Consider the following 22,359-nt stretch of genomic DNA (forward strand, 5'->3'; position numbering starts at 1 on the left):
TCACCTCGTTATTCTTTGCTGAAGTGCTCTCGATCCACGACTATGTCGAGGTGCTCCAAAGCGTTTTCGCGGAGCGTCGCAATGCCGTTAGTGAAGTCCTTGCTTGCGGCTGCAGACGCACCGTGAGGGTCGACGAGCACCGACAAGAAGGCCCGCGCCATGCGGAAACCCGCACGTCGACGGTCCCTTCTGAAGGGCGCGATCCCTTCGCCCCAGATTTGCTGGGCAAACATCCCGAGGTTCAGGGCCTGCATGAACGCCGAGAAGTCCTCCCATAGCATCGGCGCGTGGGAGCGCCATGTCTCAGGCGGCATCTTCTTGTGTTTCGCGACATTGAGCCAATCGCGGACGGCCGCATCGCTGCGCTCGTGACCGCCGAACCCTTTCATAAGCTTGATCACCGTGGTGACCTTTTCCGACATCGTCGCCCCGCGTATGCTTGGCAAGGCGGCTTCGATCAAGATGTGGTAATTCGTGACTGCTCCCTGGGCCAGAACGGCTAGAGGCAGGACACCTTTGGCTTGCTCGACGAAATCCGGATCGGGAACGAGGATCGTTTCTCCGACAGCGATCTCCGTGGCGATGGCTTTGCTGAACGGATTTACGTCTTCGGCTGCGGCATATCGGACGATCGCCGCGCCGGCACGCACCCGCAGCCTGCGGCCGCTTGCGAGAGCGAACTCGACCGTTTCGCCGCTGTCGTCGTCATCGTCGGTGGTCAAGTCGACCAGGCCGGGATGGACGTCGACTGCGGCTGTACGCTCGAACTCTAGCTCGATGGTCGGAACTGAGCGCGCCGCTATTTCGGCCTCTGCGGCGTCGATGATCGCTGATAGCCTGCTGGCTACCTGATCGCCCGCCGGCAATGCCGAACTCCTTCTCAGGGCACCATAGAAGTTGGTCAGGCGACGCGTGAACGCGTGATCCGAGACGATGACAAGGTCGCCGGGGATCCAGGGGCGCAGGAGCGTCGTCGACACCGTGTCCAGCGACGGCGAAATCAGGATTAGACGCCTCAATGTGCGGCGTTCCGTCTTGGCGGCCTGATGCAGATAAGCGTCGAGCTCGGATGTCGAAATGAAATGGAGTCGCCCTTTGCTCAAGGCGGCGGTAACGGCGGAGCCGAGCACCGGATGCTGCGAGAAATAGCATTGCGCCAGTTTCCTATCGTCTTCGCTTGGGAAGGCGATGGCTGAATGGGAGGACTTTCGGACGAGCTTATCGATCCAATCCGACAGGACCGACCCGACCGGCGTCTGTATTTGGAATTGCTTGAACGCCGAGCGGATCGAAACTTCCGCCCGTCGAAGGCATTTCAGCTCCTCTCCGGCGGCGCCAGCCGAGATGGCGTCCAAGATCGGCCTCAATATCGTTCCCAGAGACCGTGGCTCCAGGAAGAAATCGGCCGCTTCATCACTCTCGGCGGCAGAAAGGCAAGCATGTGCGGCCTCGACGCCGCAAGGAAGGGACAGGGCCTGTCGCATGCGTCGGATGTCGCGGAGAATAGCGTTGGCTGCCGAGCCATCGGAGACCATCCTCGCTGCTTCGGACATGGCGGATATCGCGTCGAACCCCGCGCCGCCGAAGGAGTGAAATTTCGCCGACACCCGGGAAAGGATCGTGATCTCAGGATCTGGTGTTAGGATGTCAGAGCTGAGGCGCACAAGCACCGACGATGGGGATGCGCGCTCTTTGTTGGGACGCTTCCCTCTATTACCGTCCAAGCGTCGAGCCATCACGCTGTGCACGAACGGATCTTGCGTCACTGCCAGGACTGGCATCGCGGAAAACCGCTCAAACATCTGGTCAAGAAACGAATCGATCTTCTCGCGCCAAGAATTGCCCATCCGGCCAAGTACGGAAGGAGCCAAGTCAAGGATGCATATATCGGGCGGGCGACCGTTCTTAGCAGGCTGGAAGACTTGATGGGCAAGAACCTTTCGCAAGTCGGACGAAGCCGATATGCCGAAGATCCCGAATGGCGCGGAGTGCGGGTTACAAATTGCGCTCCTATAATCATGGAGCTTCTCGATCCCCGCGCCGAAGCAGACCCGATAGAAGATATCGCAGATAGGCGACGGGAAGGCCATGCCTTTTGGAGCAACGTCTGAATAAGCCGGTAACAGTTCCCCCAGCGTCGGATGGGCCAGGTGCGGTCGCCGCGGATCCTGCTTACTCAGCTGCTGCAGATGGCCGATTGTCACGTGGAGCTTCTTCAGCTCCGGAGACGCTTCGGGTGCGTCGACTGACTGACGCGTCAGATGCTTCTTATTGAGGGCGACGAGATGGTCTCTGTTGATGAGGAAAGCATGCCCGGTCGTGCCGCTCGAACCGGAGCGCCAGGGAAAGAAGAGAGTGCGAAAGTCGGGCACTGCGTCGCACCAAGCAATGCCGTTTTCCTGCTTCGTCGGCACGCTACCCAAGGCTGCGATCGCGGCGATTGAGTGAACGATAGATATGTCGCGTTGGCCGGCGGGCCATTGCAGTATGGAACGAGAGACACCGGTCGCGACGCCCTCGAGAAAGGATCGGACAAGAAACTCCGTCGGACGATTGACGTGAAGGAATCTGTCGGATTTCAGATTGAGATTTTGATGCAGCTGCAGGAACTGGAACTGTTTCAGCGCATTGATCGCACGATCTACAACCAGCGACGAGCACCGCCTAACGTGTTCACCAACGTGCGTGGGTTCGCTGAATTTCTTCGCAACCCTTGGGGGAGGAGCATTCTTGACCTTGTCAAGCAGTCGCTTCCGCTTTTCGGCGGCTTGTGCTTGGCCCTCGCGAATCTTCTCGAGGTGATCCTTTCCCCATTCCAAGATCTCACGCCTTTACATTCCGCATCGACAATGATTCGTTGGAGCCTCGCAGCCCACCGGAGAACGACGTGCAGGACGAGCTAATGAAGACATACGGTGATATTCGTTGTTCTGCTGAGACAGCTCTGCTGCTTTGTCACGCCAAATCCCCACCTTGCGACCGCTTCTTGCTTGGCGGCTAACGAAATCAGCTGATAGTATTAGGAATAGTATACACGCAGAGGTGCAATGGCAAAGATTTTGTGAGCGCGCTTCCAGCCCGCGCAGTTATAGGTGTCTCGTCGCACAACGGGACGGTCAAAGCGTCAGGCTCGGCTTTAGGCTCGCGCGCTTCATGTCTCCATTCAGTTTCCATCTCACACGGTGGCAAGTATTCGCTCTAATGGACTGCGGGCGCCAGCTTACTATATGTATTGCTTAAAGGAGGGTGGGAAATGCTTACGCGAGGTCATTTATTGGTCAGATTGTAGATGACCTTGCTGGAATAGCCGCACAGGCAAAGCAACGAGCACGCCTGCATCTTTTTGACCTTCACACCCACGTCGAAAATTTCGCAAAGGAAGTGCTCAACCGGGCGCTTGACCTCGGTCTGTCCAATCTCAACAACGAGCATTCCAACAACCCTGGCCTTGATCTAGGCGATGCCTCAAAGGGATGGGCCTTTCAGGTCACCGCCGACAAGTCCGCCGCGAAAGTGAAGGGGACTCTGGATAAAATTGACGCGACCCAGAAGTCGGAATATCCCAACATCCGCATCCTGGTGATCGGCGAAAAGCAGGGCTCCTACACGTTCAATGGCGAGCCCTATGATAGCCTCGGTTTCACGTCGGAGATGGTCTGAGATTTCAATGACGTCTGCGGCCGCATCATGTCGCTGCAGATCGATGCGCTGGCCGACCTTGCAAGGTATGTCTCGAGCGAAACGCGCCGTGTGCGAATTGAGCTGGAGATTTCCGACGAAGAGGGGAAGTTCCCGACCAGCATCGACAACCTCGTCGAGGCGCTGCCTCGGCCGCGCCTCTCTGACGCCGCGAAGATGGAACCGCACTTCAAAACCAAAAATGAGGCGATCGACCGGAACGAGATGGAGAAGGCGATCGCGGAGCTGAGCGCCAAGCTCGCCACACTCCCGCGCCTGACGCGCAAGGTATTCAAGTTCCTCGTCGAGCGCAGGGACCACTGGACGACGCGCCATTCCGACGACTTTCGCATCAGCGACCCTAAGCGTCGGCGCATCTATTACAGCGACGATATCGACGGTGATCTGGCGCTGCTTTCAGAAGCAGATCTGTTGAACATCAACGAGCCCAACAACCACGGCGAAGCCGCTACTGGCGCATTCGTTTTCCGGGCGCGTCCGACGGCTTCCATCTCTATTTCGTTGACTATGTGAGCGCCCTGGGACTCGACCTTCGGAAGCCGCTCGTCACTCTCGACTTCTCGGATTTCTGAGACTTAGAGAGGGGAGATGGACGGTACTCACGCTTCGAATCGATCGAGGGCGGTCAGGCGTTGAACTCTGATCTCGACGTCGCGTTGGTAGATCTCTGAAGGGAGGAATGCGAGCTTGGCGTCGCTTTCATCGTCGCCGACCTCCGTCCACCATGATTTCGGCCTGCCGTCAGCGCCGTCGTTCCACCGGTAGCCGCGCGCCTTCAAGATGTCCTTGAATTCAAACGGGCTCCGTTCGGCCCATATTCGATGCCGTTGCTGCCGACGGCGTCGATCAGCTGCTTCAATCCTGTTCCCGAACCGTCAGGCAGTTCGGCGGCGAGCACTGCCAGAAGGGCGTCGCAGTCGTCGGACGTCCGGTGGCCATTGTGGAACCAGCCGAGCTGGATCAGCAGATATCCGAGCTTCGCACCTTCGAATCCCAGGCCTGTCCAATCGATTTCCGAAAGGGAGCAGGCCCAGGCGAAGAAGCTGAACGTTTCCGTGAAGCCCTCGCAGAACGGTGTCGAATTTCGCATTGTGCGCGATGACGATCGAGGCGCCCTCGATGAAGCGTCGGACGGCGTCTATGTCGATCGACTTCCCGGCGACCATGTCGTCGGTGATCCCGGTGAGGGCGTGATCTCGGCCGGGATCGGAGGCTTAGGTTGCCGCAGTTCGCTGAAAGTGTCGAGCACCCGCAGCAATTTTCCATCGTCGTTGTAGGTGAACGTGACCATGCCGAACTGGGTGATCTCGTCCCATGGTCGAGGTCGGTCGTCTCGACGTCAGCGATGACGCCTATTTTCTCGCCCGCGACCAACGGCCTAGGCTCTGGACGCTGCGGGATCAATCGACGGAGAATTCGGTAATCTCCGGTCTGCTCGGCTCGCGAGCCCACCGGGCGTGCTTCGTATCCCGGCACTCATGACTGGGGCGGGCAGGTCCCGACAGCATGGCGAATAGATCGATTTGCGACATGGGGAGGCTATGCGGCGCCGGTCTTGCGCTTGCCCTTGGCCGGTTTCGCTCGGGCCAAGAGAAGGTCGATGAAGTCGAGCGCTAAGAAGAGCTCGTCCTCCGCCGAGCACTGAGCGCGACTATCCGTGCAGAAACCACCGAGTCTTTGCTGAGCGGAACAAGGTGTGCACCAAGAAAGGCAGCTAAGAGCTTGATTAAACTGCCGCTGGTGAATCAACTTCAGCGCGAATCGGAATCAAATAACGGAGGACCGGATTATCCGCTCCTCTGAATATCGATTCTTGATTCTGTTATTTTTCAAAGGGTTGGGTGATCGAAGAATCAGCGATACCGACTAATATGATTCAATGGCAGAGTTTCGGACGGCCTAAATGATTCACGCCGATAACCGCATGTTTTAATTGGTAAATTCTTGACTCAAAAAAGCGCAACTCGGCGTCTGGGGGCTCTCAGTTAGCGCCCGTGTCCTGGCTCGTGACAGCCAATTTCTCCCCCCGTGATGCAAGCAGAACGCGCAGTAGCTTGAATCAACGCAGTGCGGGCGGTCAGGCTTCGACCCCCCTGCATGCATACTCTCTACGTCGATAAGCCAATGAAGGGCACGGCCTGATGCAGGCCATCGCCCGTGTAAACCGCGTATTCCGTGACAAGCCGGCGGCGCTCGCCGTCGACTACATCGGTATTGCCGCCGAACTTAAGGCGGCGTTGTCGCATTATTCTCCGACCGACCAAGCGGAGACTGGCATTGACGAGGTCGAGGCTGTCGCAGCCTTCCTTGACGCGCTCGATGTCGGACGCGCGCAAATCCATGGCTTCGATTACCCCGCGGCCCTTCATGGCACACCAAGTGAGCGGCTTGCGGTGCTGCCCGGCGCCATCGAACATATCCTCGCCAAAGATCGAGATATCGACACGGGAACGAAGCACTTCCATGAGGCGGCGGCGGCGTTGATCAAAACTTATAAGCTGGCTTCGGGGAGCCGACAGGCAACCGAGCATGCCGAGGAAGTTGCTTTTTTCGCGGCTGTCCGCTCCAGCCTCGATAAGCTGGACATTGGCGGAACGCGAAGCGATGGAGGCAGCGATTTCGCTATACAGCAACTGATCAACATCTTTACGAAATAGTTGCCAGATGCTCTCGTGCGAAAATGCGCAAATTCCTTGATCAGCGCCGCGAGTCGCTAGAGTCCGCGACGTGTGATTTGGAGAGCGAGGATGAGCCGTCAAAGGCACCTCCAGCTAATGAGGGGCAGCGCCGGGAAATTGATGTGATACCTATTCGGGTCGCGGCGTTTATTTTAGGAACGAATGTTCGCAATGCTTAGGCGATCCTGCGAAATTGGAACACATCAAACAGAACAGGCTTCCACGGTAGACCTGTCTCACCCCGCGTTGCAGGCCGCGCCAAGGTTCTCGAGCTTTGGGAGAGCCTGAACGCGGCCCAAAATCCCTGGTTTGGGATGCGATCTGATCAGTACAAAAGTTTTGATGAAGCGCGCATGATTAGCTGGAACGTGGGCTTATCGTGTCCGGCTCTCGTTCTAGCAGTTTTCGAAGGCCGCCCGCGCAAGCGGATACGCACCGAGTTATCTCAATAGAAAGTTCGATACTGAATGCACCATCGAACTTGGCTAACCATCCGTCGGCTTGCTGTTGTACAGTGTGTAATGATATGCAAAAAGCCACCTGAAAGTTGGGGCGAGAGTTTCGACAGCGACGTCTTCAAAGCAGAAACAGCTATCTTGATTTAGATCTCAAAAATCGGCACACCGCGCCAGCCGGTCTGCTCTCGAGGATATCCAGTCTGTGCAGATAGCATGCGAACGCCTTGCAATTCGCGATCTATAGAAAAGTGGTTATGCCCAAAGATCCAAGCTTTGACGCCAGCTGTAGTGGCAATACTTAGCAGGTCGCTGCAGTCGGACTGAAATGCCGGTGCCAATGGATCGTAGGCTGGAATATTAGGATTTCGCAGGAGCGGGTGTGGCACATGATGTGTGACGATGACAGTGTGGCCGTTGTGAGGTTCCCTGAGTTTTGCGTCTAACCACAAACGAGATATATGATGCTCTTTGGCCGCGTCCCATGGACTGAATAAGTTTCCGTTGCTCATCGCGATACGCCGATGGTCGTTGATCCGATCGGAGGCAATCGCCATTGCAATGGGCGGATTGCCGAAGAGCGCGTAGTCGGTCCATAGAGTTGCGCCAAGAATCCTGACCTTGTCTTTACCAATGCGATAGAAGGCTTCGCTTCTGTCGAGGACCGCGACGTTCTGTGGCTTTGTCGAAAGCAATTTTTCTCGGCAAATTTCGAATGCTGTTCCATAATATTCGTGATTGCCAGGGACGAAGACGACAGGTGCCTCGACGAATTCGGCTACCTGTGAAGCGTAGAGAGCGGCGGACTCGTCACTTGTCAGATCGCCAACACCGATGTCACCCGCGAGAATGACCAAGTCCACATTTCCCACTAAACTCGACAGGTCAGGGCCAAGCTCCAAGGGGTAGGCGGTGGTCCAAGGCGGGAACCGAATGGGCCTCGTTTCATGACGCACGACCTCAATATGAATGTCGCTAAAGTAGGCTATTCGCACCGAGCTGTGACTCCTTTCAGACACTTCTCAAAGAAATCTCGCCGATCTCATTGATGCGCGGCGTGAGCGCCATCAACGGAGCGTCTGGTCGTCGAATCCTGAGCAAGCCATCAAGGCGTAGATCACTGAGGCAAGAGGAGGGATTTCGGGGGTCGAACGTTCGCCCATGGAACATAGAGAGAACATATAGCTTTCCAGCCGAGTTGGAAAGACCACGTTTTTAGCGAGCTTGGCTTCAGGTTGTTTGTGCGTATGTTGATAACTGATTGATTTTAACCGTATTGTTGCCTGGACGTAAAATCACAACAATTAGAGTTGAGGGTTTATTCCAAACTCAGAAATCCCCACCGGTGTTGAATCTCATCGAAATGGCATGGCTGGCGAAATAATGGATTCAAGTGGCAGCAATACCGACGGGTTAGCAAATTTTTTCCGTACGCTATCTCATATGTCATCGGAGGAAACGCGTGCTGAGGGGTAAAATCCCACTGACACGCGAACTGCTAAGAAATCAAATTTTTACTCGGCCGCGAACAGAGTGTCCTGTGCGCTACGGAAAGCGTCCTGCAGTGCCGGGTGATTATCCAGCCCCTCAAGGCAGTATGGGTTGAGAAATTGACGCCCTGCGAACAGCTTTCGGTCGACAGGGCCCAGCTCCGCTTCCTCGCACATCGCTTGCCAGGTTTTGGCGATCGTTGTCATCTGCCTTTCGATCAACGCCGCGGCGTCCGCCTCTTTCAGATGATAGTCCGGCGCGGCCGTCAGGCACGTCGCCAGTGTGCTCGCCCGATTGTCGCCTTTGATCAGCATGGCCTGGGTCGCATCGTTACCCGTACGATTCTGCGGGCAGATGTCGTAGGCGGGCGTCAGGGTCAGCATCTTGCCGTCCCAAAACGCCGCATGATTGCGGGCATGGTCATCAGTGTTGCCGCACAGTATGTTGAAGCAAATCCGTCCGTAGAGCTCTTTGAGCGTGTCTTTGGGATTGGTGAAGCGGTGGCGGATCAGCTCGGCCAAGTCCTCGTAGGAAGCATAGCGTCCCATCATCTCATCGAGGCCGAGCATGGTCAGCGCTGACACCATCGCATGCCGCGTCCAGCCGTTCTCCGTGTGCATGCGGTCAAAACGCTCGACCAGAAGCACGTCTTTGCCCGCGGCATGGGTCATCGACACCGCTGCCACATTGAGCCCGCAAGCGGCCGCCAACTTCATCGCGACGAATTCTGCCTTCACGACGCTGTGTGTGTCGGTGCTCGTTGGGAATTTGGCGATGAATTTTGTCGCGCAGTCATCGATGAGCGCCTTGGGGCGCGCGCCGCCGACCGGAGCGCTGTGATAGAGGGCCTGACCGAGCGCGGGGGGAAGAGGGAGGCCCTTTTCGACAAGTTCGGCTGCAGCCAGAAGCTCCTCCAAGGAGGTTTCCGCAGTAACGCGTGGGAGATATTCACTAGCTGATCGCTGAAAATCGAGGGCCCCAATCCGGTCGGACCCTGACTGCAGGAGATAAATGACTTCGCTTGTGTCCGGTATGCCTCCGGCCTCCGGCTTTTTGCCGGTCAGTCTGTTTATGATGACTCGTCGCCCCCAGGCATCCGGCGATCCGTCCCGAATGCAACTCGGCATCGACAAGCCGTTAATCGGCGCGATCACGCCTTCCTGCAGCGCCAGTTCCGGCTCATAGATGGGGATGGCATATTTGCGCCGCCGGTAGCTTGCGCCATAAGTAAAGAGCAGGCGATCGCCATCCTGCACGAGGCGTCCTGCGACAACGGGTTCCGTTGCCCCCGGCAGCCAAATCCAGATAAAGGCTTCGGTTGCGTCGCCCTTAGAAGTCATCATCGACCTCTTTCATCGTGTGACGGACGCTTTTGGGTAGCAGGGCCGGCTTTTCGTCAAGGCGCGGATTGTGCATCTGAAGGGCAGTCGGTTAGTTAAGGCAAAGTCTCAAGTTATTGGGTGCCTGTAATTCTACCAAGTCAAGGGAGGCAATGGCGGGCAATCCTGCTTGTGAGGATCCACCAAGGCGCCCGTATTCACCATACCAAAAGATGAAAATGCGCTGCTTCATCCCAGACGAATGTTTTATTCGGTTGCTTGGTCAGCTCCGGGAAATGCCCGGCACGATACAGTCCGCGGTCGATAGAATACGCTCGATGCTGACGGTTCCCTCCTCGGCGGCGCCGTAAGCCATGTCGCAACGGCAGATGATGACTTCTTCACGTACTTGATTGCATCGCCCCCTATAACGCCCTTGCCTTTATCTTCGGCATGCCGCTCGAGAGCATGGCTGCGGGGATGGCACGGGAGGCGACGCGGCGCGACGCTCGCCAAGGTAGCGTCGATGGCCAGGCTCTTGAGAAACTAATCCCTCCACTTCATTTACCAAGCTGAGCCTATGGCAACAGCCGCCAAACAGAAGACCATGCTTCGATCAGGGAGTGCTTCCGAAGCGGCAGGTGCTCGAACGGGTCCAAAGGGATTCTCGATTCAGAGTGAGGATCCGCGGATAACGAGTTAAACTCAGCGTGCGACAGAAGTCCGTTCAGACTGAGGACCGATGTGCAATGACTATCGATTGAAGCTCAGTCTTGACGCAGTCATTGAAAGTTTTGCAGATCTGAAAATCAAAATACTATTCAGTGAGGGCCGTCCGAACTTCGAAGCTCGCGACGACATCAAGATTACCGACGCCGCGCCAATCATTCGAACCGTTGCCGGAGTTCGCAACGAAGGTGATCTTGTGCGAGCTGGCCGGGAGCAAATAAGCGTCCGGTTTACAATTTCCGGTCTGAGGGCAGAGAGTTCACATCGAACCGTTGTTTAATTCTGGCAGACGGGTTCTACGAATTCACAGATTCAACCGATCCAAAGAAAAAGCGCAAGGACAAATGGCTTTTTACCAAACCGAACGAAACGCTTTTATGCGTTGCTGGGATATGGCGCGACACGAAGGAGGTCGGCGAAGCGTTCACGATGTTGACGATGGAGCCGGGGTCGGACATTGCGCCATACCATGAGCGGCAAATCGTGATCCTCGAGCGAGAAAATTGCGCGGCCTGGCTCGATCCGTCGGTCTCAGCCCGGTCGCTCATTCGGTCCTTACCGGCCGGGACGCTGCAAGTCCAACAGACCGGATAGACATAGGCCAACCCAATCTTTGCCCAAGCAGCCACTTTAGGCAGGCCATACTCCCTTCTTTCAGCTTTGTAGCGATCATTTTTGAAAGAGGGTCCTCATGACCGTCGAAGGTTCTCGCTTCTCGCGATCTGCGCTGCGTTTGCCTCCATGCGCAGGGTTGGTGCAATGCCCCGCTCTGACTCTCACGACGTCATCATGGTTAAATTTGGCACCTCGAATGCACCCGAAGTTTGCTTTGCAATCTCCTGAAGCCTATTCAGTTCACGTTGCGGAGGATGAGCAAATAAAAGAAAGCTGCCAGAGCTGAAATTCCCGAAATGAAGCATATATTTCCGAGTTGAGTGAGCTTTAGATCCGAAATATGAAGGTATCTCCTAAACATTATGAACGTATAAAACCTCAAAGTGGATCTGATTGACTGACTCTTATAGCCTGGCTTGCCGAGGCTTTCCCAAACGTGAGGATGATAACCTTTAAGACGCTGACACAATTTAAATGCGGCATAAGTATTGATTGCCCCAATTAAGATAAAGGCACTCAGAAGATAATCTCGACTATCTTGCAACCCCATCCGACGCACCAAGTCCTGTATCTTTCCGCGTAACCGATCCTACTTACGCTTGGTTCAGAAGCGGTAAACTCCTCCGACCACCAATATGGACTCGTCCCAACCCCAATTTGCCGATCCTGGGGTGCCCTCGAAAATTCGGCGCCGCCGTATGGCGCTGAAACACCGAAGAACTTCGTCCCCAAACAGCAAATCGCGTCATAGGTGTCTCCGTCTCCGCCCTGGAAGATGGATGTGAAGACGATGCGCCTGAGTAACATCTGTCAGTTTGGATGCAAGTAATTATGCACGTTGTAAGTGTAAATGATGAATTAGTTTGCTGGGACAGGCTGCCATCTCAACGGCTCCGACGGCTTGTTTCGCCGCCAATACCCTTTGAGATCCCTGCTGACGGGTGGGCCAGTGCCTTCGACAGCACGACCTGAAACAATCAATCCAACGGATGCCGCCGCATGTCCTCACGCCAAGCGAGATCAGCAACGTACCAATTGAGGTACTTGCCTGACATACGGTGATGGAAGCCCTTGGCGGCTTTACGGACGCGCGAGAAGAAGCTTTCAGCCTGGTTGGTGCTTGCACCAGGTGCTGAGACATAGGCGACGCTGTGGTTGTTGCGGGCGACCGAGAACAGCCCCAGGAGATCGTTGTAGGCCGGATGCTCGTCTGCTCGCAGCGAGGCAGGCTTCTGCACGTACTTCTCCACCAAGTCCCAGGCAACGTCCGAAAGCTCCCCAGGCACCACCGTGGCGATGGTCCGCCCCTGCCGCTCCCGCATCGCAATGATGCACTGGCGCTTGCCGTTCTGGTTCTCAGGCAGGCGACGGTCGATCCGGTCTCGCGCGACGGCAAGTGTCTTCCATCAAAGCGGCTAGATCGCGCAAATTAAGTTGGTTAGAGGTCCTTGATGTTGCCGACCGCCTGCCTGGCTATTTCAAGCTCGGTTTGCACGTTGGGAAAGGCAGTCGGCTCCGAGATCTGGGCGCCGGCTGCTAAGCCGCTTTTGTCGGGGCTTCACCGTGTCATTGGCCCTCCGGGCGCTCACTTCTGCATGAAGTTGGGCATTTCATCTCTAATTGAATTGAACGATATCTTCCGGATCGACCCATACAAATGACTGATGCTGGGTCAATCTCGCCGACCCGGCAGGCACTATTCACCTGCCAATGCGCGCGTTCGATTTTCGCATCGCTCCAGACTTCGGGCCGTGTCGACGGAACATTGCGCGTCGTCAGCGACGTGCCGTGACCGGCTTTCAGGGTGACCGCGCCGGCGTCGTCTCGCACTTCAACCTCGCCGGTGGAAACAAAGATGACGTAAGACTTATCGAACCGGCCGCCAAAGACCTCGGTGCCTCGCAGCCATTAGTCTGTGGTGGCTTTTATAAGCGCGCCACGCTTATAGTGCAGCATGCTTATGGTCCGATTCGGTCTAGCGCTTTTCCTGGCCGCCGCCGCCCTCCCGACAGCCGCGGCGCCTGCCATTACAAGCTGTTTTACCCCAGGGCAGGACGGCACCGGCTTGATCGTCGACACGATCGGCGCTGCCGAAAGGCAGATCCGGGTGCAGGCCTATAGCTTCACCTCTGCACCCATCGCCAAGGCACTCGCTGATGCTTATCGACGGGGTGTCGACGTCCAGGTCATCCTGGATAAGAGCCAAATACACCGGCGCGACCTATCTGCAAAACGCCGGCGTGCCCGTGGCGATCGATTACAAGTCGCCATCGCCCATAACAAGGTGATGGTGATCGACGGAGCGACCGTGATCACAGGTAGCTTTAATTTCACGAAAGCGGCGCAGGACAAGAACGCCGAAAATCTGCTGGTCCTCCACGATGCAGAATTGGCTCGGCAATACCTCACTAACTGGGAATCTCGTCTGGCAGTTTCGAAGCCTTACAAGCGGGAATAGTTTGCCGGAACCTTTTTCGGGACGCCGGGTTGATGACCCGGAGGCGCCGCACTTTGGCTTATGGTAAGTCGAAGTCTTTTGTCCCAGGCTCTTTGTCCCTACAACGAACCGGCGCCTCCGCTCCTATAAGGTGGGCGGATGCAGTGGAAAAAGAATAAGAAGCCGTCTGCCCGCCCGTCCTCAGTTGCCATTGCTCCGCAGCTTTGCACCCTCCTCGCCAAGCCTCCGGTCGGTCCCGGCTGGATCCACGAGATTAAGTGGGACGGTTACCGCATGGGGGCGTTGATCGACCACGGGAAAACCAAGCTATTCACGCGCAACGGCTATGATTGGTCAGAGCGGTTTCCTACGCTCATCAAGGAACTCGGTCTCCTACCTCTTGAACGCGGCTATATCGATGGCGAGCTCTGTGCCCTGGATGAGCGAGGGGCATCCGATTTCGGCGCGCTGCAATAGGCGATCAGCGCCAGCCGGGACGAAGCGCTCATCCTCTATGCGTTCGATCTGCTGATCTTGAACGGGAAGGACCTGCGGCGTCTGCCCTTGACCGATCGACGGATGAAGCTCACGACCTTGATCAACGGCCGGCGGCGCAACGAATGGCCGCATATCCAGGTGTCTGAGGAGATCAAGGGTGACGCCGCGGTGTTCTTCAAGCACGCCTGCAAGCACAAGCTCGAGGGCATCATCGCGAAGAAGGCCGACAGCCGTTACGTGAGCGGTCGGACGCTCAATTGGGTCAAGGTGAAGTGCTCCCCCAGGCAGAAATTCGTGATCGCCGGTTACATCCCCAGCACCACCGGGCGCGGCGTGGGGTCGTTGCTGCTTGGCCATTACCAGGGCGGGTTCCTGGTCTATGACGGTCGCGCTGGGACGGGCTTCACTCATAAGCTGTCGCTCGAGATCGAACAGATGCTAAAGCCCCTCAGCCTCGAGAAACCGGTCTTACAGAAGGTGCCGCGGGAGCATGCGAGGCGGGCGGTATGGATCGAACCCAAGCTTGTCTGCGAGGTCCAGTTCACCGCCCGATCGGCGGAGGGATACCTGCGCCAGGCCAGCTTCAAGGGGCTACGCCAGGATATCCGGCCAGAGGATGTGACCGAGGCTTCTGTTGCTCCGGTCAGTTGATAGGTTGCAGGCAGCTATCGGCGCTGGCATGGCCCAGGACCTCGTTTTCTATGTTTTCGACTTACTGGTTCTCAACGGCAAGGACCTGAAGACGCTGCCACTGAAAGACTGCCGGGCGAAGCTCTCGGCCTTGATCAAGGGCCGACGGCGGAAGGAATGGCCGCATATAGTCTATAGCGGCAACCAAGGGAATTCCCGGTTACGGCACTTGCCTTGCCGAACTTACCCATGTGTTTGGTCGCCTAGACCCATTACACGCGGGCACAAAGACTGTTCTAGCCGAGATCCAGGGTGTCATTGAAGACGACATACCTGCGCATCGATTGTCCGCACCGGACGTTGAAGTGTGGGCAAAGGCGGGTATGCTTGCAGGCAAGGTCTTTCGTTTAAGTGGCCTACCAGCCAAAGTAGGTCACGAGCGAAAAATTCTAAATGATACGCTTCTGTTTCTTCAGGCGAGAAAGATAGGCGCCGCCGTCCTCACGCGCAATCTGCGAGACTTTGACTTCCTCCAACAGCTTCACCCATCTGGCAATCTTGTCTTCTATGACCAGGTTTGAAGGTTGAAGCAGGGCTCCATTCTGTCAATCGGCGCTGAGGCGTCCAAGAATGCCCCTCAAAGGGGAGTTTTTGCGAATACCCTCTGACCTAGTCTGAGGGTAATCTAAACCCCGGCACCAAAAGCGATTCAGAACCCCTATTACAAGCCGAAACAGACATTGGAATTCCAACAGTTTGGACGGCCCCACATTTAGATTTTTCTGAGTTTGGGGGATAAGCTTGCTAAAAATAGGAGTACATTCGCGTCAACCTGTGAGGGAGCGTGGTATGCGAGGGGGGATTCCGATCCGCACTTACGATCGTGACCGCTCTGATTTTGGCGCAACCCACTTTAGGTTTCATCTCGAAGACTTTTGGCGAAGACACCGATCCCTTGCCCACCTATGTGGATCTGGTCGAGCATGGCCGTCCAGCAAGCCTTTTCAGACTTGAGACAAGCCATTCTGGCCTTTGTGACAAGGTGGTCAAAGAGCTAAATGAGCCTTTTTACGAAGAGAACCGGTCGCCCCTACAAACACTATTGCACGCTTCTTCAGCGATATCCTGGTACCCAAAAAAGGTTCACACCGCCGACGGCGGCACGATCCAACTGTTAAAAATTGGGGATCCGGATTTAAGCCTTTCTGGAGATATTTATAAGGTCGTGTCTGTGAAAGCGGATCTCCGCGAATATCCAATGGAAAAGCTGGTTATAGTAAAGAAAGCGGCGTTAGAGTCAGCACAAGATAATGATGGAGTCGTCGCAAATCACTTCGTCAACGAAATTTTAGAGCCGCAGAAAAGCAACTCAGTGCGGCCTGTTGATACTTGGCCGCTTGTCGAGAAGAAGGTGCGGTCTGATGCGGGACAAGCCAAATACCTCCCGGCCAATACCTATACACTGAATGCGCTTTTAATCGATCAACATCTTCTTGCCGTATTAGCACCTCCGTATCTCTTCGATAACGAAGGTAACCTTCGAGAAAATCTCATCACGTTCGTCGTTTCTCTTTCAGCGCCCGAGAGTGCTCTCTGTTATCTCACATATTGACGCTCGGCGCTCTTCTGTAGGAGTAGAGCAAATTCGTTGAGCAATCTCCATCAAAACTATTTGTTCGGTTCCGATTACGCCACAGAACTAAATTTATTCATTAAGCTGGCAGAAAATCCGACTTTGAAGGCAGGTGGTTCCCAGAGGATCATAAGTGTCGGCGGCTCGCATAACCCAACGATTGGCTATGGATACGATTATCCCGCCGGTCCTGGGCTGAGATTAATGCATTTTTACCCGACGCACTCGGTGGCACTCTCACACAAGCACAGCAGAATGCGATGGAGCTACTCCGGCTCTATAAACAAGGTCTTAGCGTCACGATCAGCAGCAGCTCGGGCACTTCTTCTCGTGCATTGAGCAATGATGACATCGTCGTCGTCTTCTATTGCCTCGAGTTGCTCCTCGCTCTTCGCGTTTACCAATTTCTCGATAAGCGGAATAGGAAGGGCAAGAACAATGACGTCGGGCTTCGCGCTGCTTTCGATTAATGCGGAGATCTGCGAGGAAATTAGTTCGACCGCGTAGTGAATAGCTCTGTCATGACGCCCGATGGCTTTAATTTCATTGACCTGCTTTCGTGAAATCGTGGCGGTCGCATTGTCGGAAACAGCGAACTTGCACCGGAAGGGATTTTGGTTGCCCATGCTTGGGAAGTCAGGATTGAGGTTGATGAGTTCCTTTTTCTCGCTCTCAATGCCTTTACCAGCCTCCTCTAGGAATTCTCTAAATCCTGCGACCGTCTCTTCAGTACCAATAATAACAACGTTAACAACGTCACCGGATCGTGGCTGCAAGGGCCCATATTCGCGCAAGCCTTGCCGCGGATCACAATGCTGTCCGCCATTCCCGAATTCGAGCGGGGGTTCTCCTATGACATGCGATTTGAAAATCACGTCTCACCCCATTCGTCAAAGAGATCACGGGACTCCATATCCTTGGCTCGGGGATCGATACGGGTCCAAGAAGATTCCGGGACGCCTTGTGGAAGCTGAATTAGTGGCAGCTTCTCAAAGGTCAAAAGCGGCACGGGCCTGTCAGTATCGAACAATCCGGAATTCGTGAAGCCGCTTTGCACCAGAAGCTGTTGCCACATGATGACCTGACCGCGAACGGCGGCATTTCTCTCGAGGCGCTTCTTGCCTGAAAGGAGCAATTCCGCGATAGGGTGGTCTTCATAGCCATTTTTGGTGAAGCGAAATGTTGGATCGGTGATGACAAACCACTCGTCTGCGAGCCGCTCGAAGCGGAAACTGGCGGCGTGATGCCTAACGTAGCCTGGGCTATCAGGACGTTTCTTATTTGATTAGACGCTAACTACTCTGGCGGAGGTCTCATTGGGGGATGTTGTATCCTCGCCAATATTTGAGGTCATCCGGTTTGAGTAGGTATTCGAAGCCGGCATCAGATTCTCGAATGTAGTCGCCGCTCTCCGTCGCCTTAACTTGAACGGCGAGCAGCTTGCCGAGCGGAGTGCAGGTCTTAGGCTCACGGAGCTCGATGATGCCGTCTGTCCCAGCTTCCAGTCGACCTCGATGCTCGTAAATAAAGCGCATCTCGAGGACGAGCTTCTTGACCGCCGTCTCACCGAGCTCACCCAGTATCTGACTATCCGTGATTCGCTTCGTCATCTTTAATTGTATGATATTTTCCGCCATCAAAAAAAGAATTATTGTGATTCCCCGTGAAAGGTCGGTGTCGATCTAGGCAGCGACAAGAAGAGTACCGTGCGAGGACCAGTAACGACCATCGTCGGCGGCTATCATTGGCGTCTTTGACTGGCCGTGACTCGGTCGTGTTTTGGCATATTCTGATATCCAGTCATTTAACCCGACTTGAGCTCATGACCATGTCGCCTTGCGTCAGCCGAAAGAGGAGGAAATTCGATGCGCTATACCGAAGCCTTCGCCAAGCTGGGGTACAAGGTCGAGTTGCCGCGCCAGGATTATACGGCTGCCAGCGAGCGAGGCGTGTGCATCACCGTTTGGCGTTGCGAATTGAAGACACGAAAGGGGCTTCCTAGTCTTGATTCGAGAGAAGATGCTGGCCCGATAGAGGAATGGGGGCAGCTTCACGGCAGCCGAAAGCGGGTCGATCATTTTGCACTAGCAATTCAAAAGTTCGGAGGAGTCGTCGACGTCGTTATCGTTGAAGGCGTGCCGGGAGAGGGTGTCAAGGATGCACATCCGTGGATGCCGGCCGAACGCAAAGGCAGCCGGTGGCACGTCACTTATTTGGATCCGTTGAGCGGTCACTTTGCGGTCGAGGCAAGGCTCGGACAGGTTGTTGGTCAATTGACTTGAGACAGTACGTCGAGGGTCCTTATCGTGAAAGCGTGGGATCTCATCAAGATGTGGTGCGCGACCATCAGAACACTATCGTTCGTTGCTTTTGCTGTTGACTGGTATTCAGCAGTTCTTGGCTGACGGTACTGGCTTTTGCCGCGAATGCCACCTGGATTCATACCATTACCCTCTTCGCTGCAAATAGAGGGGATTGTAGCTATAAGAGGCAGTGGATCTACATACCGCCAGCCCTTCACGCCGCCACTAGCACCCCGGATAAGCAACGGGCCGGGCCGACTGCGCAATTGTTGGGCTCCGCGTCCCACCCGTTGCCAACAACCTAGCTCGGGTTCAAATGGAGAACTGACTCTACTGCCGAATGGATGAGCCGAGCGGCTCACGTCAAGGGAATTTGCCGGTTTGTTTGATTCCAATTAGTGGGGGGAAGATGGTCCAAAGACATATCGTAGTGCTGCCGCAGGACAATGGCGGTTTCGCGGTTCAACCTCTGAAGGAATACCTGCGGCAGAACCCCGATGTTTTGCCCGACTTCGATCCCAGCAACAGCATCCCACCAGCTACGCGCCGCCCTGAAGCGCAAGGGCTGGACGATGCAGGAAACGCCGTCCGAAATCCGACTCATCAAGCCGGGCGCGGCGTCCGACATCGCTAAAGTCGAGGAGGTCTTAGGCGGAAGCGAGGAAGGCGATTTCGAGCCGGCTGAGCCCCCGGAAGCGGCCTTTACGCTAGAATACCAGTTGCGGGATTTCCTGGCGGCCAATCTCGAGGCTGTCAAAGTGAAGGACAAGCGGCTGCGGCTCTACGTCGATTCGACCGGCCGCGATGGGATCGAGTTTCCGACTGCCGTTGGGCCGATCGATATTCTCGCCTTGGATCAGAACGGCGATTTCATCGTGTTTGAATTGAAGCGGGCCAACAGCCCCGACCGCGCCGTGGGCCAGTTGGCCCGCTACATGGGCTGGGTGCAGCAAACGATTGGAAGGGAGCACAAGGTGTCTGGCGTCATCGTCGCCAAGACGATCAGCCAGAATCTCCGCTACGCAGTGTCAGTCGTGCCCAGCGTCTCCCTGTTTGAATATCAGGTCGAGTTTCACTTAAGGCCGGTCCATGGCATTGCACCTTATTAACTGCCATGAATGTGAATCAACACCGAAGTGGTACCGTTTGGTTTACTTGCTCAATTCACGGCGATGCTTGATCCGAGGGGGCGTTAGGCACCTCGGGCCCACCTCAATAGCGATTTTAGCTTAAGCCTCATCTGTAAAGCGGCGGCGTTGCACCGGCGTATCAAAGCCGTTGGGATAATGGTCGCATCGACGAAGTTCGCCTCTCGGGATTAAACTGATGTTGTCCAGACAACTCGCATGAAACTCTCAATATGCTTTTGCAATAAACGTCCTAACCTGGCGGAGCGCTTCCGAAGAACTGCCCTCCCCTCAATTGCGCAGCGTGCGCTCTGAGGTCTGCATTGGCTTCCGGCACCAGGACTTCGACACGCTTCAAGCCCGCTTCCCTGCTCTTCGATCCGGACGAACGCGTGGCTGGCTCTCGCAAAGCCTTCGCCCCATCTTTATCGCCGCAGTTCCGGAATTTTATAAGAAATCATATCCGAAAATAAAAAGGGTATCCGAAACGAACAGCTAGGCTTCTATGGGTGCGTATTTCAGATGTGATCACGGAGGAACACTTTGCGAGAGCGCCACGTGTCAGTGCTAGGGCCGGCTCGATCGAAAAACAGTCGGAGTCTGCGAGCCATTCCGGAGCACACTCACAAATCCGCGGTTTTTTTCCGGCGTCTTGGCAAGGACCCAGCGAAGCTGATAGCCGCCGGCCGCGCGGCAGGAATTCAACGTTATGAGACTTAGTTCTTTCGATGACTTTCGCCGAGCTCAGTCATGCGATCATCCATTAAATCGATGTGCCTCTGAAGCTGCCTGATGATTGTCCTTTCAATGGCGTCCAGCTCCTGAGGGGTTGTATGCCCACAAATTTTCGACACATCCCAATCCAGCCATGTTCTTCGGCATTGATCGGAATAACGGCTACGGCCGTAATGGTCTCTGAATATGCCCTCATCTTAACTGCAAGAAATCGTTCAAGCTCTTCTCTGACCATCAAAGCTTTCTTCATTGTTTTTCCCGCTGTGGCTCGGTGTATCGTCTATTGCAATTGATCGAAACACTTAAGGAACCGCAACCGAACATGGCCTCCTGGTTGCCTTCCATAAAATAAGAGCACCTGCTGGTGGCATCATCGAGTTTCGCCCGGTCCAACCATACGCCCAACGCGCACAGACAAACCGCCGGCGTAACAAGCACAGCATCATTATATAGCCTCAAGCCGGCCGCTGGTGCCTTGATGGTATCGCCGCGAAAGTCCCACAGGATGCTTGTTTCCTGACCTCATGCGGATAGAACCTGGCTCTGAACGACTTCCGCATTGCTGAAGACCGTGACGATGTCGGCTCCATTGGTGAAGGTATAGGCGGTCATTCCGGTGACGGAGATACCCGCCGCCACGGCGGTGGCGCCAAGCGTCGGATCGGCGGTGGTTGCCGTCCAGCCGCCGGCGGTATCAATATTCAGCGTGTCCGGGCTGCTGCTGCCCATATCGGCAATGAACTGGTGATCGGCCGTATCGGACAGAACATCGTTGAGGCTTAAAGTGAGCACATCCTTGCCGCTGCCGGTCTGGATGCGCTCGACATTAGCGAAAGCCGGTCCGCGCATATCGATCGTATCGGCGCTGATGAGGACCGCATCGATCGTGTCGAAGCCGGCGCCGCCGTCGAAGCTGTCGGCGTTATCCCATGTCAACGTGTCGTTGCCGGCATCCCCGAACAGGTGATCGGTGCCGGCGCCACCGGTGATGGTATCGTTGCCGTCGCCACCATGTATCGTATCGTCGCCGTCGCCACCTTGCAGGACGTTGTTGAGGGCATTGCCGGTGATCGTATCGTTGAAGGCCGAACCCGTGACATTCTCAAGATTGAGAAGACTGTCGGTACCTTCGCCCGTCGCCGTGCCCTGCGCCAGATCGACAGTGACGGCCGAAGCGGCAGCATGATAGTCCACCGTATCGGTGCCGGTTCCGCCGTCCAGCACATCATTGCCGAGCCCGCCGCTGAGCGTATCGGCGAGAGTGCCTCCAACTAGTGTGTCGTTGCCGTTGCCACCCCTCAAGACATCCATGCCGGCATCGCCATAGATCGTCGCATCCAGGTTGCCAGCGGTAATGGTGTCGTTACCATCGCCGCCATGGAAAGCTTGGGTGACGTCATAGCCGGCATGTGTTGCAGCGGCCGCGTCAACAGGCAGCGTCACCGTGTCATTGCCCGCGAGGGCGTCATATTGCGTGCCGAGGGCATAATTTGCCGCAGAAACGGAGTTGAAATCGATGATGTCGTCGAGAGTCGTGAACAGTGCCGGCAAGGGTGTGATATATTGCACGACCTCGGCATTGCTGAAGATAGTGACCGTGTCGGTGCCGTTGGTAAAGGTATAGGCTTTCATGTTGCCGTGAACGGATATCCCGGCGGCTACGGCAGTCGAACCAAGCGTCTTGTTGGCGGTGGTCGCGGTCCAGCCACCGCCGATATCAATTTTCAAGGTATCCGGATTGCCGCCGCCCATATCAGCAATGAATTGCCGGTCGGCGGTCTCGGTCAGGACTTCGTTCAAGCTCAGCGTCACCACATCCTTTCCGCTGCCCGTCAGAACTCGCTCGACATTCGTGAATCCCATGCCGCGCAGGTCGATCGTATCAGCGCTGTTATTGGAAGCATCGATCGTGTCGAAACCGGCGCCGCCATCGAAGCTGTCGGCGCTGTCCCATTTCAGCGTATCGTTGCCGGCATCACCGAAGGCCGTATCGGTGCCATCGCCACCGGT

Annotated in this window: 18 protein-coding genes and 2 pseudogenes; 10 read left to right on the forward strand and 10 right to left on the reverse strand. The window is 55.7% G+C overall.

Going from position 1 to position 22,359, the window contains the following annotated elements; all coding sequences use genetic code 11:
- Window positions 1–8: 8 nt before the first annotated feature.
- A complete protein-coding gene (locus SMD27_RS21315; RefSeq protein WP_320510467.1) occupies window positions 9–2,819 on the reverse strand; it encodes a hypothetical protein in 2,811 nt (936 codons plus the stop codon).
- 427 nt (window positions 2,820–3,246) lie between these two features.
- Here SMD27_RS21315 and SMD27_RS21320 point away from each other — a divergent pair, with 427 nt between their 5' ends.
- On the forward strand, window positions 3,247–3,660 hold the full coding sequence (locus SMD27_RS21320; protein WP_320510468.1) for an SMEK domain-containing protein: 414 nt from the start codon (window positions 3,247–3,249) through the stop codon (window positions 3,658–3,660).
- Between the two features lie 27 nt (window positions 3,661–3,687).
- Window positions 3,688–4,212 carry a hypothetical protein gene (locus SMD27_RS21325; protein WP_320510469.1) on the forward strand — a complete coding sequence of 175 codons (525 nt, stop codon included), beginning with the start codon at window positions 3,688–3,690 and terminating at the stop codon, window positions 4,210–4,212.
- 86 nt (window positions 4,213–4,298) lie between these two features.
- Here SMD27_RS21325 and SMD27_RS21330 read toward each other — a convergent pair whose 3' ends face one another.
- Both SMD27_RS21330 and SMD27_RS21335 read right to left on the reverse strand, forming a co-directional pair.
- Window positions 4,299–4,478 carry a hypothetical protein gene (locus SMD27_RS21330; protein WP_320510470.1) on the reverse strand — a complete coding sequence of 60 codons (180 nt, stop codon included), beginning with the start codon at window positions 4,476–4,478 and terminating at the stop codon, window positions 4,299–4,301.
- The gene (locus SMD27_RS21335) at window positions 4,475–4,789 is read right to left on the reverse strand and encodes a hypothetical protein (protein WP_320510471.1); all 315 of its coding nucleotides are present in this window, start codon (window positions 4,787–4,789) and stop codon (window positions 4,475–4,477) included. The genes SMD27_RS21330 and SMD27_RS21335 overlap by 4 nt, the downstream gene beginning before the upstream one ends.
- A 1,051-nt stretch (window positions 4,790–5,840) precedes the next feature.
- Here SMD27_RS21335 and SMD27_RS21340 point away from each other — a divergent pair.
- Window positions 5,841–6,356 carry a type I restriction enzyme endonuclease domain-containing protein gene (locus tag SMD27_RS21340; protein WP_320510472.1) on the forward strand — a complete coding sequence of 172 codons (516 nt, stop codon included), beginning with the start codon at window positions 5,841–5,843 and terminating at the stop codon, window positions 6,354–6,356.
- Between the two features lie 622 nt (window positions 6,357–6,978).
- Here the strand turns inward: SMD27_RS21340 and SMD27_RS21345 are convergent.
- Window positions 6,979–7,851 carry a metallophosphoesterase gene (locus tag SMD27_RS21345; RefSeq protein ID WP_320510473.1) on the reverse strand — a complete coding sequence of 291 codons (873 nt, stop codon included), beginning with the start codon at window positions 7,849–7,851 and terminating at the stop codon, window positions 6,979–6,981.
- Between the two features lie 495 nt (window positions 7,852–8,346).
- On the reverse strand, window positions 8,347–9,666 hold the full coding sequence (locus tag SMD27_RS21350) for a type II toxin-antitoxin system HipA family toxin (protein WP_320510474.1): 1,320 nt from the start codon (window positions 9,664–9,666) through the stop codon (window positions 8,347–8,349).
- Window positions 9,667–10,641: 975 nt separating this feature from the next.
- Here SMD27_RS21350 and SMD27_RS24270 point away from each other — a divergent pair.
- Window positions 10,642–10,965: pseudogene (locus SMD27_RS24270) on the forward strand (SOS response-associated peptidase family protein); the annotation flags it as partial.
- A gap of 998 nt (window positions 10,966–11,963) precedes the next feature.
- On the opposite strand, the gene SMD27_RS21355 reads toward SMD27_RS24270, so the two are convergent.
- On the reverse strand, window positions 11,964–12,362 hold the full coding sequence (locus tag SMD27_RS21355; RefSeq protein ID WP_320510486.1) for a transposase: 399 nt from the start codon (window positions 12,360–12,362) through the stop codon (window positions 11,964–11,966).
- 584 nt (window positions 12,363–12,946) lie between these two features.
- Here SMD27_RS21355 and SMD27_RS21360 point away from each other — a divergent pair.
- The 4 genes and pseudogenes from SMD27_RS21360 (at window position 12,947) to SMD27_RS21375 (ending at window position 16,163) form a co-directional block, all read left to right on the forward strand.
- Window positions 12,947–13,444 carry a phospholipase D family nuclease gene (locus tag SMD27_RS21360; RefSeq protein ID WP_320510475.1) on the forward strand — a complete coding sequence of 166 codons (498 nt, stop codon included), beginning with the start codon at window positions 12,947–12,949 and terminating at the stop codon, window positions 13,442–13,444.
- A 138-nt stretch (window positions 13,445–13,582) separates the two neighbouring features.
- Window positions 13,583–14,182: pseudogene (locus tag SMD27_RS21365) on the forward strand (ATP-dependent DNA ligase); the annotation flags it as partial.
- 72 nt (window positions 14,183–14,254) lie between these two features.
- Window positions 14,255–14,572 (forward strand): ATP dependent DNA ligase, encoded by a 318-nt coding sequence (locus tag SMD27_RS21370; protein ID WP_320510487.1) that lies wholly within the window; start codon window positions 14,255–14,257, stop codon window positions 14,570–14,572.
- An 862-nt stretch (window positions 14,573–15,434) separates the two neighbouring features.
- Entirely contained in the window at window positions 15,435–16,163 is a 729-nt protein-coding gene (locus tag SMD27_RS21375; RefSeq protein WP_320510476.1) for a hypothetical protein, read from the forward strand.
- Between the two features lie 287 nt (window positions 16,164–16,450).
- Here the strand turns inward: SMD27_RS21375 and SMD27_RS21380 are convergent, their stop codons facing one another.
- Window positions 16,451–17,059, reverse strand: a complete 609-nt coding sequence (locus SMD27_RS21380; RefSeq protein WP_320510477.1) for an argonaute/piwi family protein — start codon at window positions 17,057–17,059, stop codon at window positions 16,451–16,453.
- Between the two features lie 438 nt (window positions 17,060–17,497).
- Window positions 17,498–17,794 carry a DUF4365 domain-containing protein gene (locus tag SMD27_RS21385; RefSeq protein WP_320510478.1) on the reverse strand — a complete coding sequence of 99 codons (297 nt, stop codon included), beginning with the start codon at window positions 17,792–17,794 and terminating at the stop codon, window positions 17,498–17,500.
- A 255-nt stretch (window positions 17,795–18,049) separates the two neighbouring features.
- Between SMD27_RS21385 and SMD27_RS21390 the strand changes: the two genes are divergently transcribed.
- Both SMD27_RS21390 and SMD27_RS21395 read left to right on the forward strand, forming a co-directional pair.
- The gene (locus SMD27_RS21390; protein ID WP_320510479.1) at window positions 18,050–18,466 is read left to right on the forward strand and encodes a hypothetical protein; all 417 of its coding nucleotides are present in this window, start codon (window positions 18,050–18,052) and stop codon (window positions 18,464–18,466) included.
- A gap of 518 nt (window positions 18,467–18,984) precedes the next feature.
- Window positions 18,985–19,596 carry an endonuclease NucS domain-containing protein gene (locus tag SMD27_RS21395; protein ID WP_320510480.1) on the forward strand — a complete coding sequence of 204 codons (612 nt, stop codon included), beginning with the start codon at window positions 18,985–18,987 and terminating at the stop codon, window positions 19,594–19,596.
- Window positions 19,597–20,377: 781 nt separating this feature from the next.
- Here SMD27_RS21395 and SMD27_RS21400 read toward each other — a convergent pair.
- Window positions 20,378–20,599 carry a hypothetical protein gene (locus tag SMD27_RS21400; RefSeq protein ID WP_320510481.1) on the reverse strand — a complete coding sequence of 74 codons (222 nt, stop codon included), beginning with the start codon at window positions 20,597–20,599 and terminating at the stop codon, window positions 20,378–20,380.
- A 272-nt stretch (window positions 20,600–20,871) separates the two neighbouring features.
- Window positions 20,872–22,359: calcium-binding protein (locus SMD27_RS21405; RefSeq protein ID WP_320510482.1), on the reverse strand; the 1,488-nt coding region annotated here is incomplete at its 5' end.

This window comes from Dongia soli (genome assembly GCF_034044715.1).
Classification (GTDB): Bacteria; Pseudomonadota; Alphaproteobacteria; order Dongiales; family Dongiaceae; genus Dongia_B; species Dongia_B soli.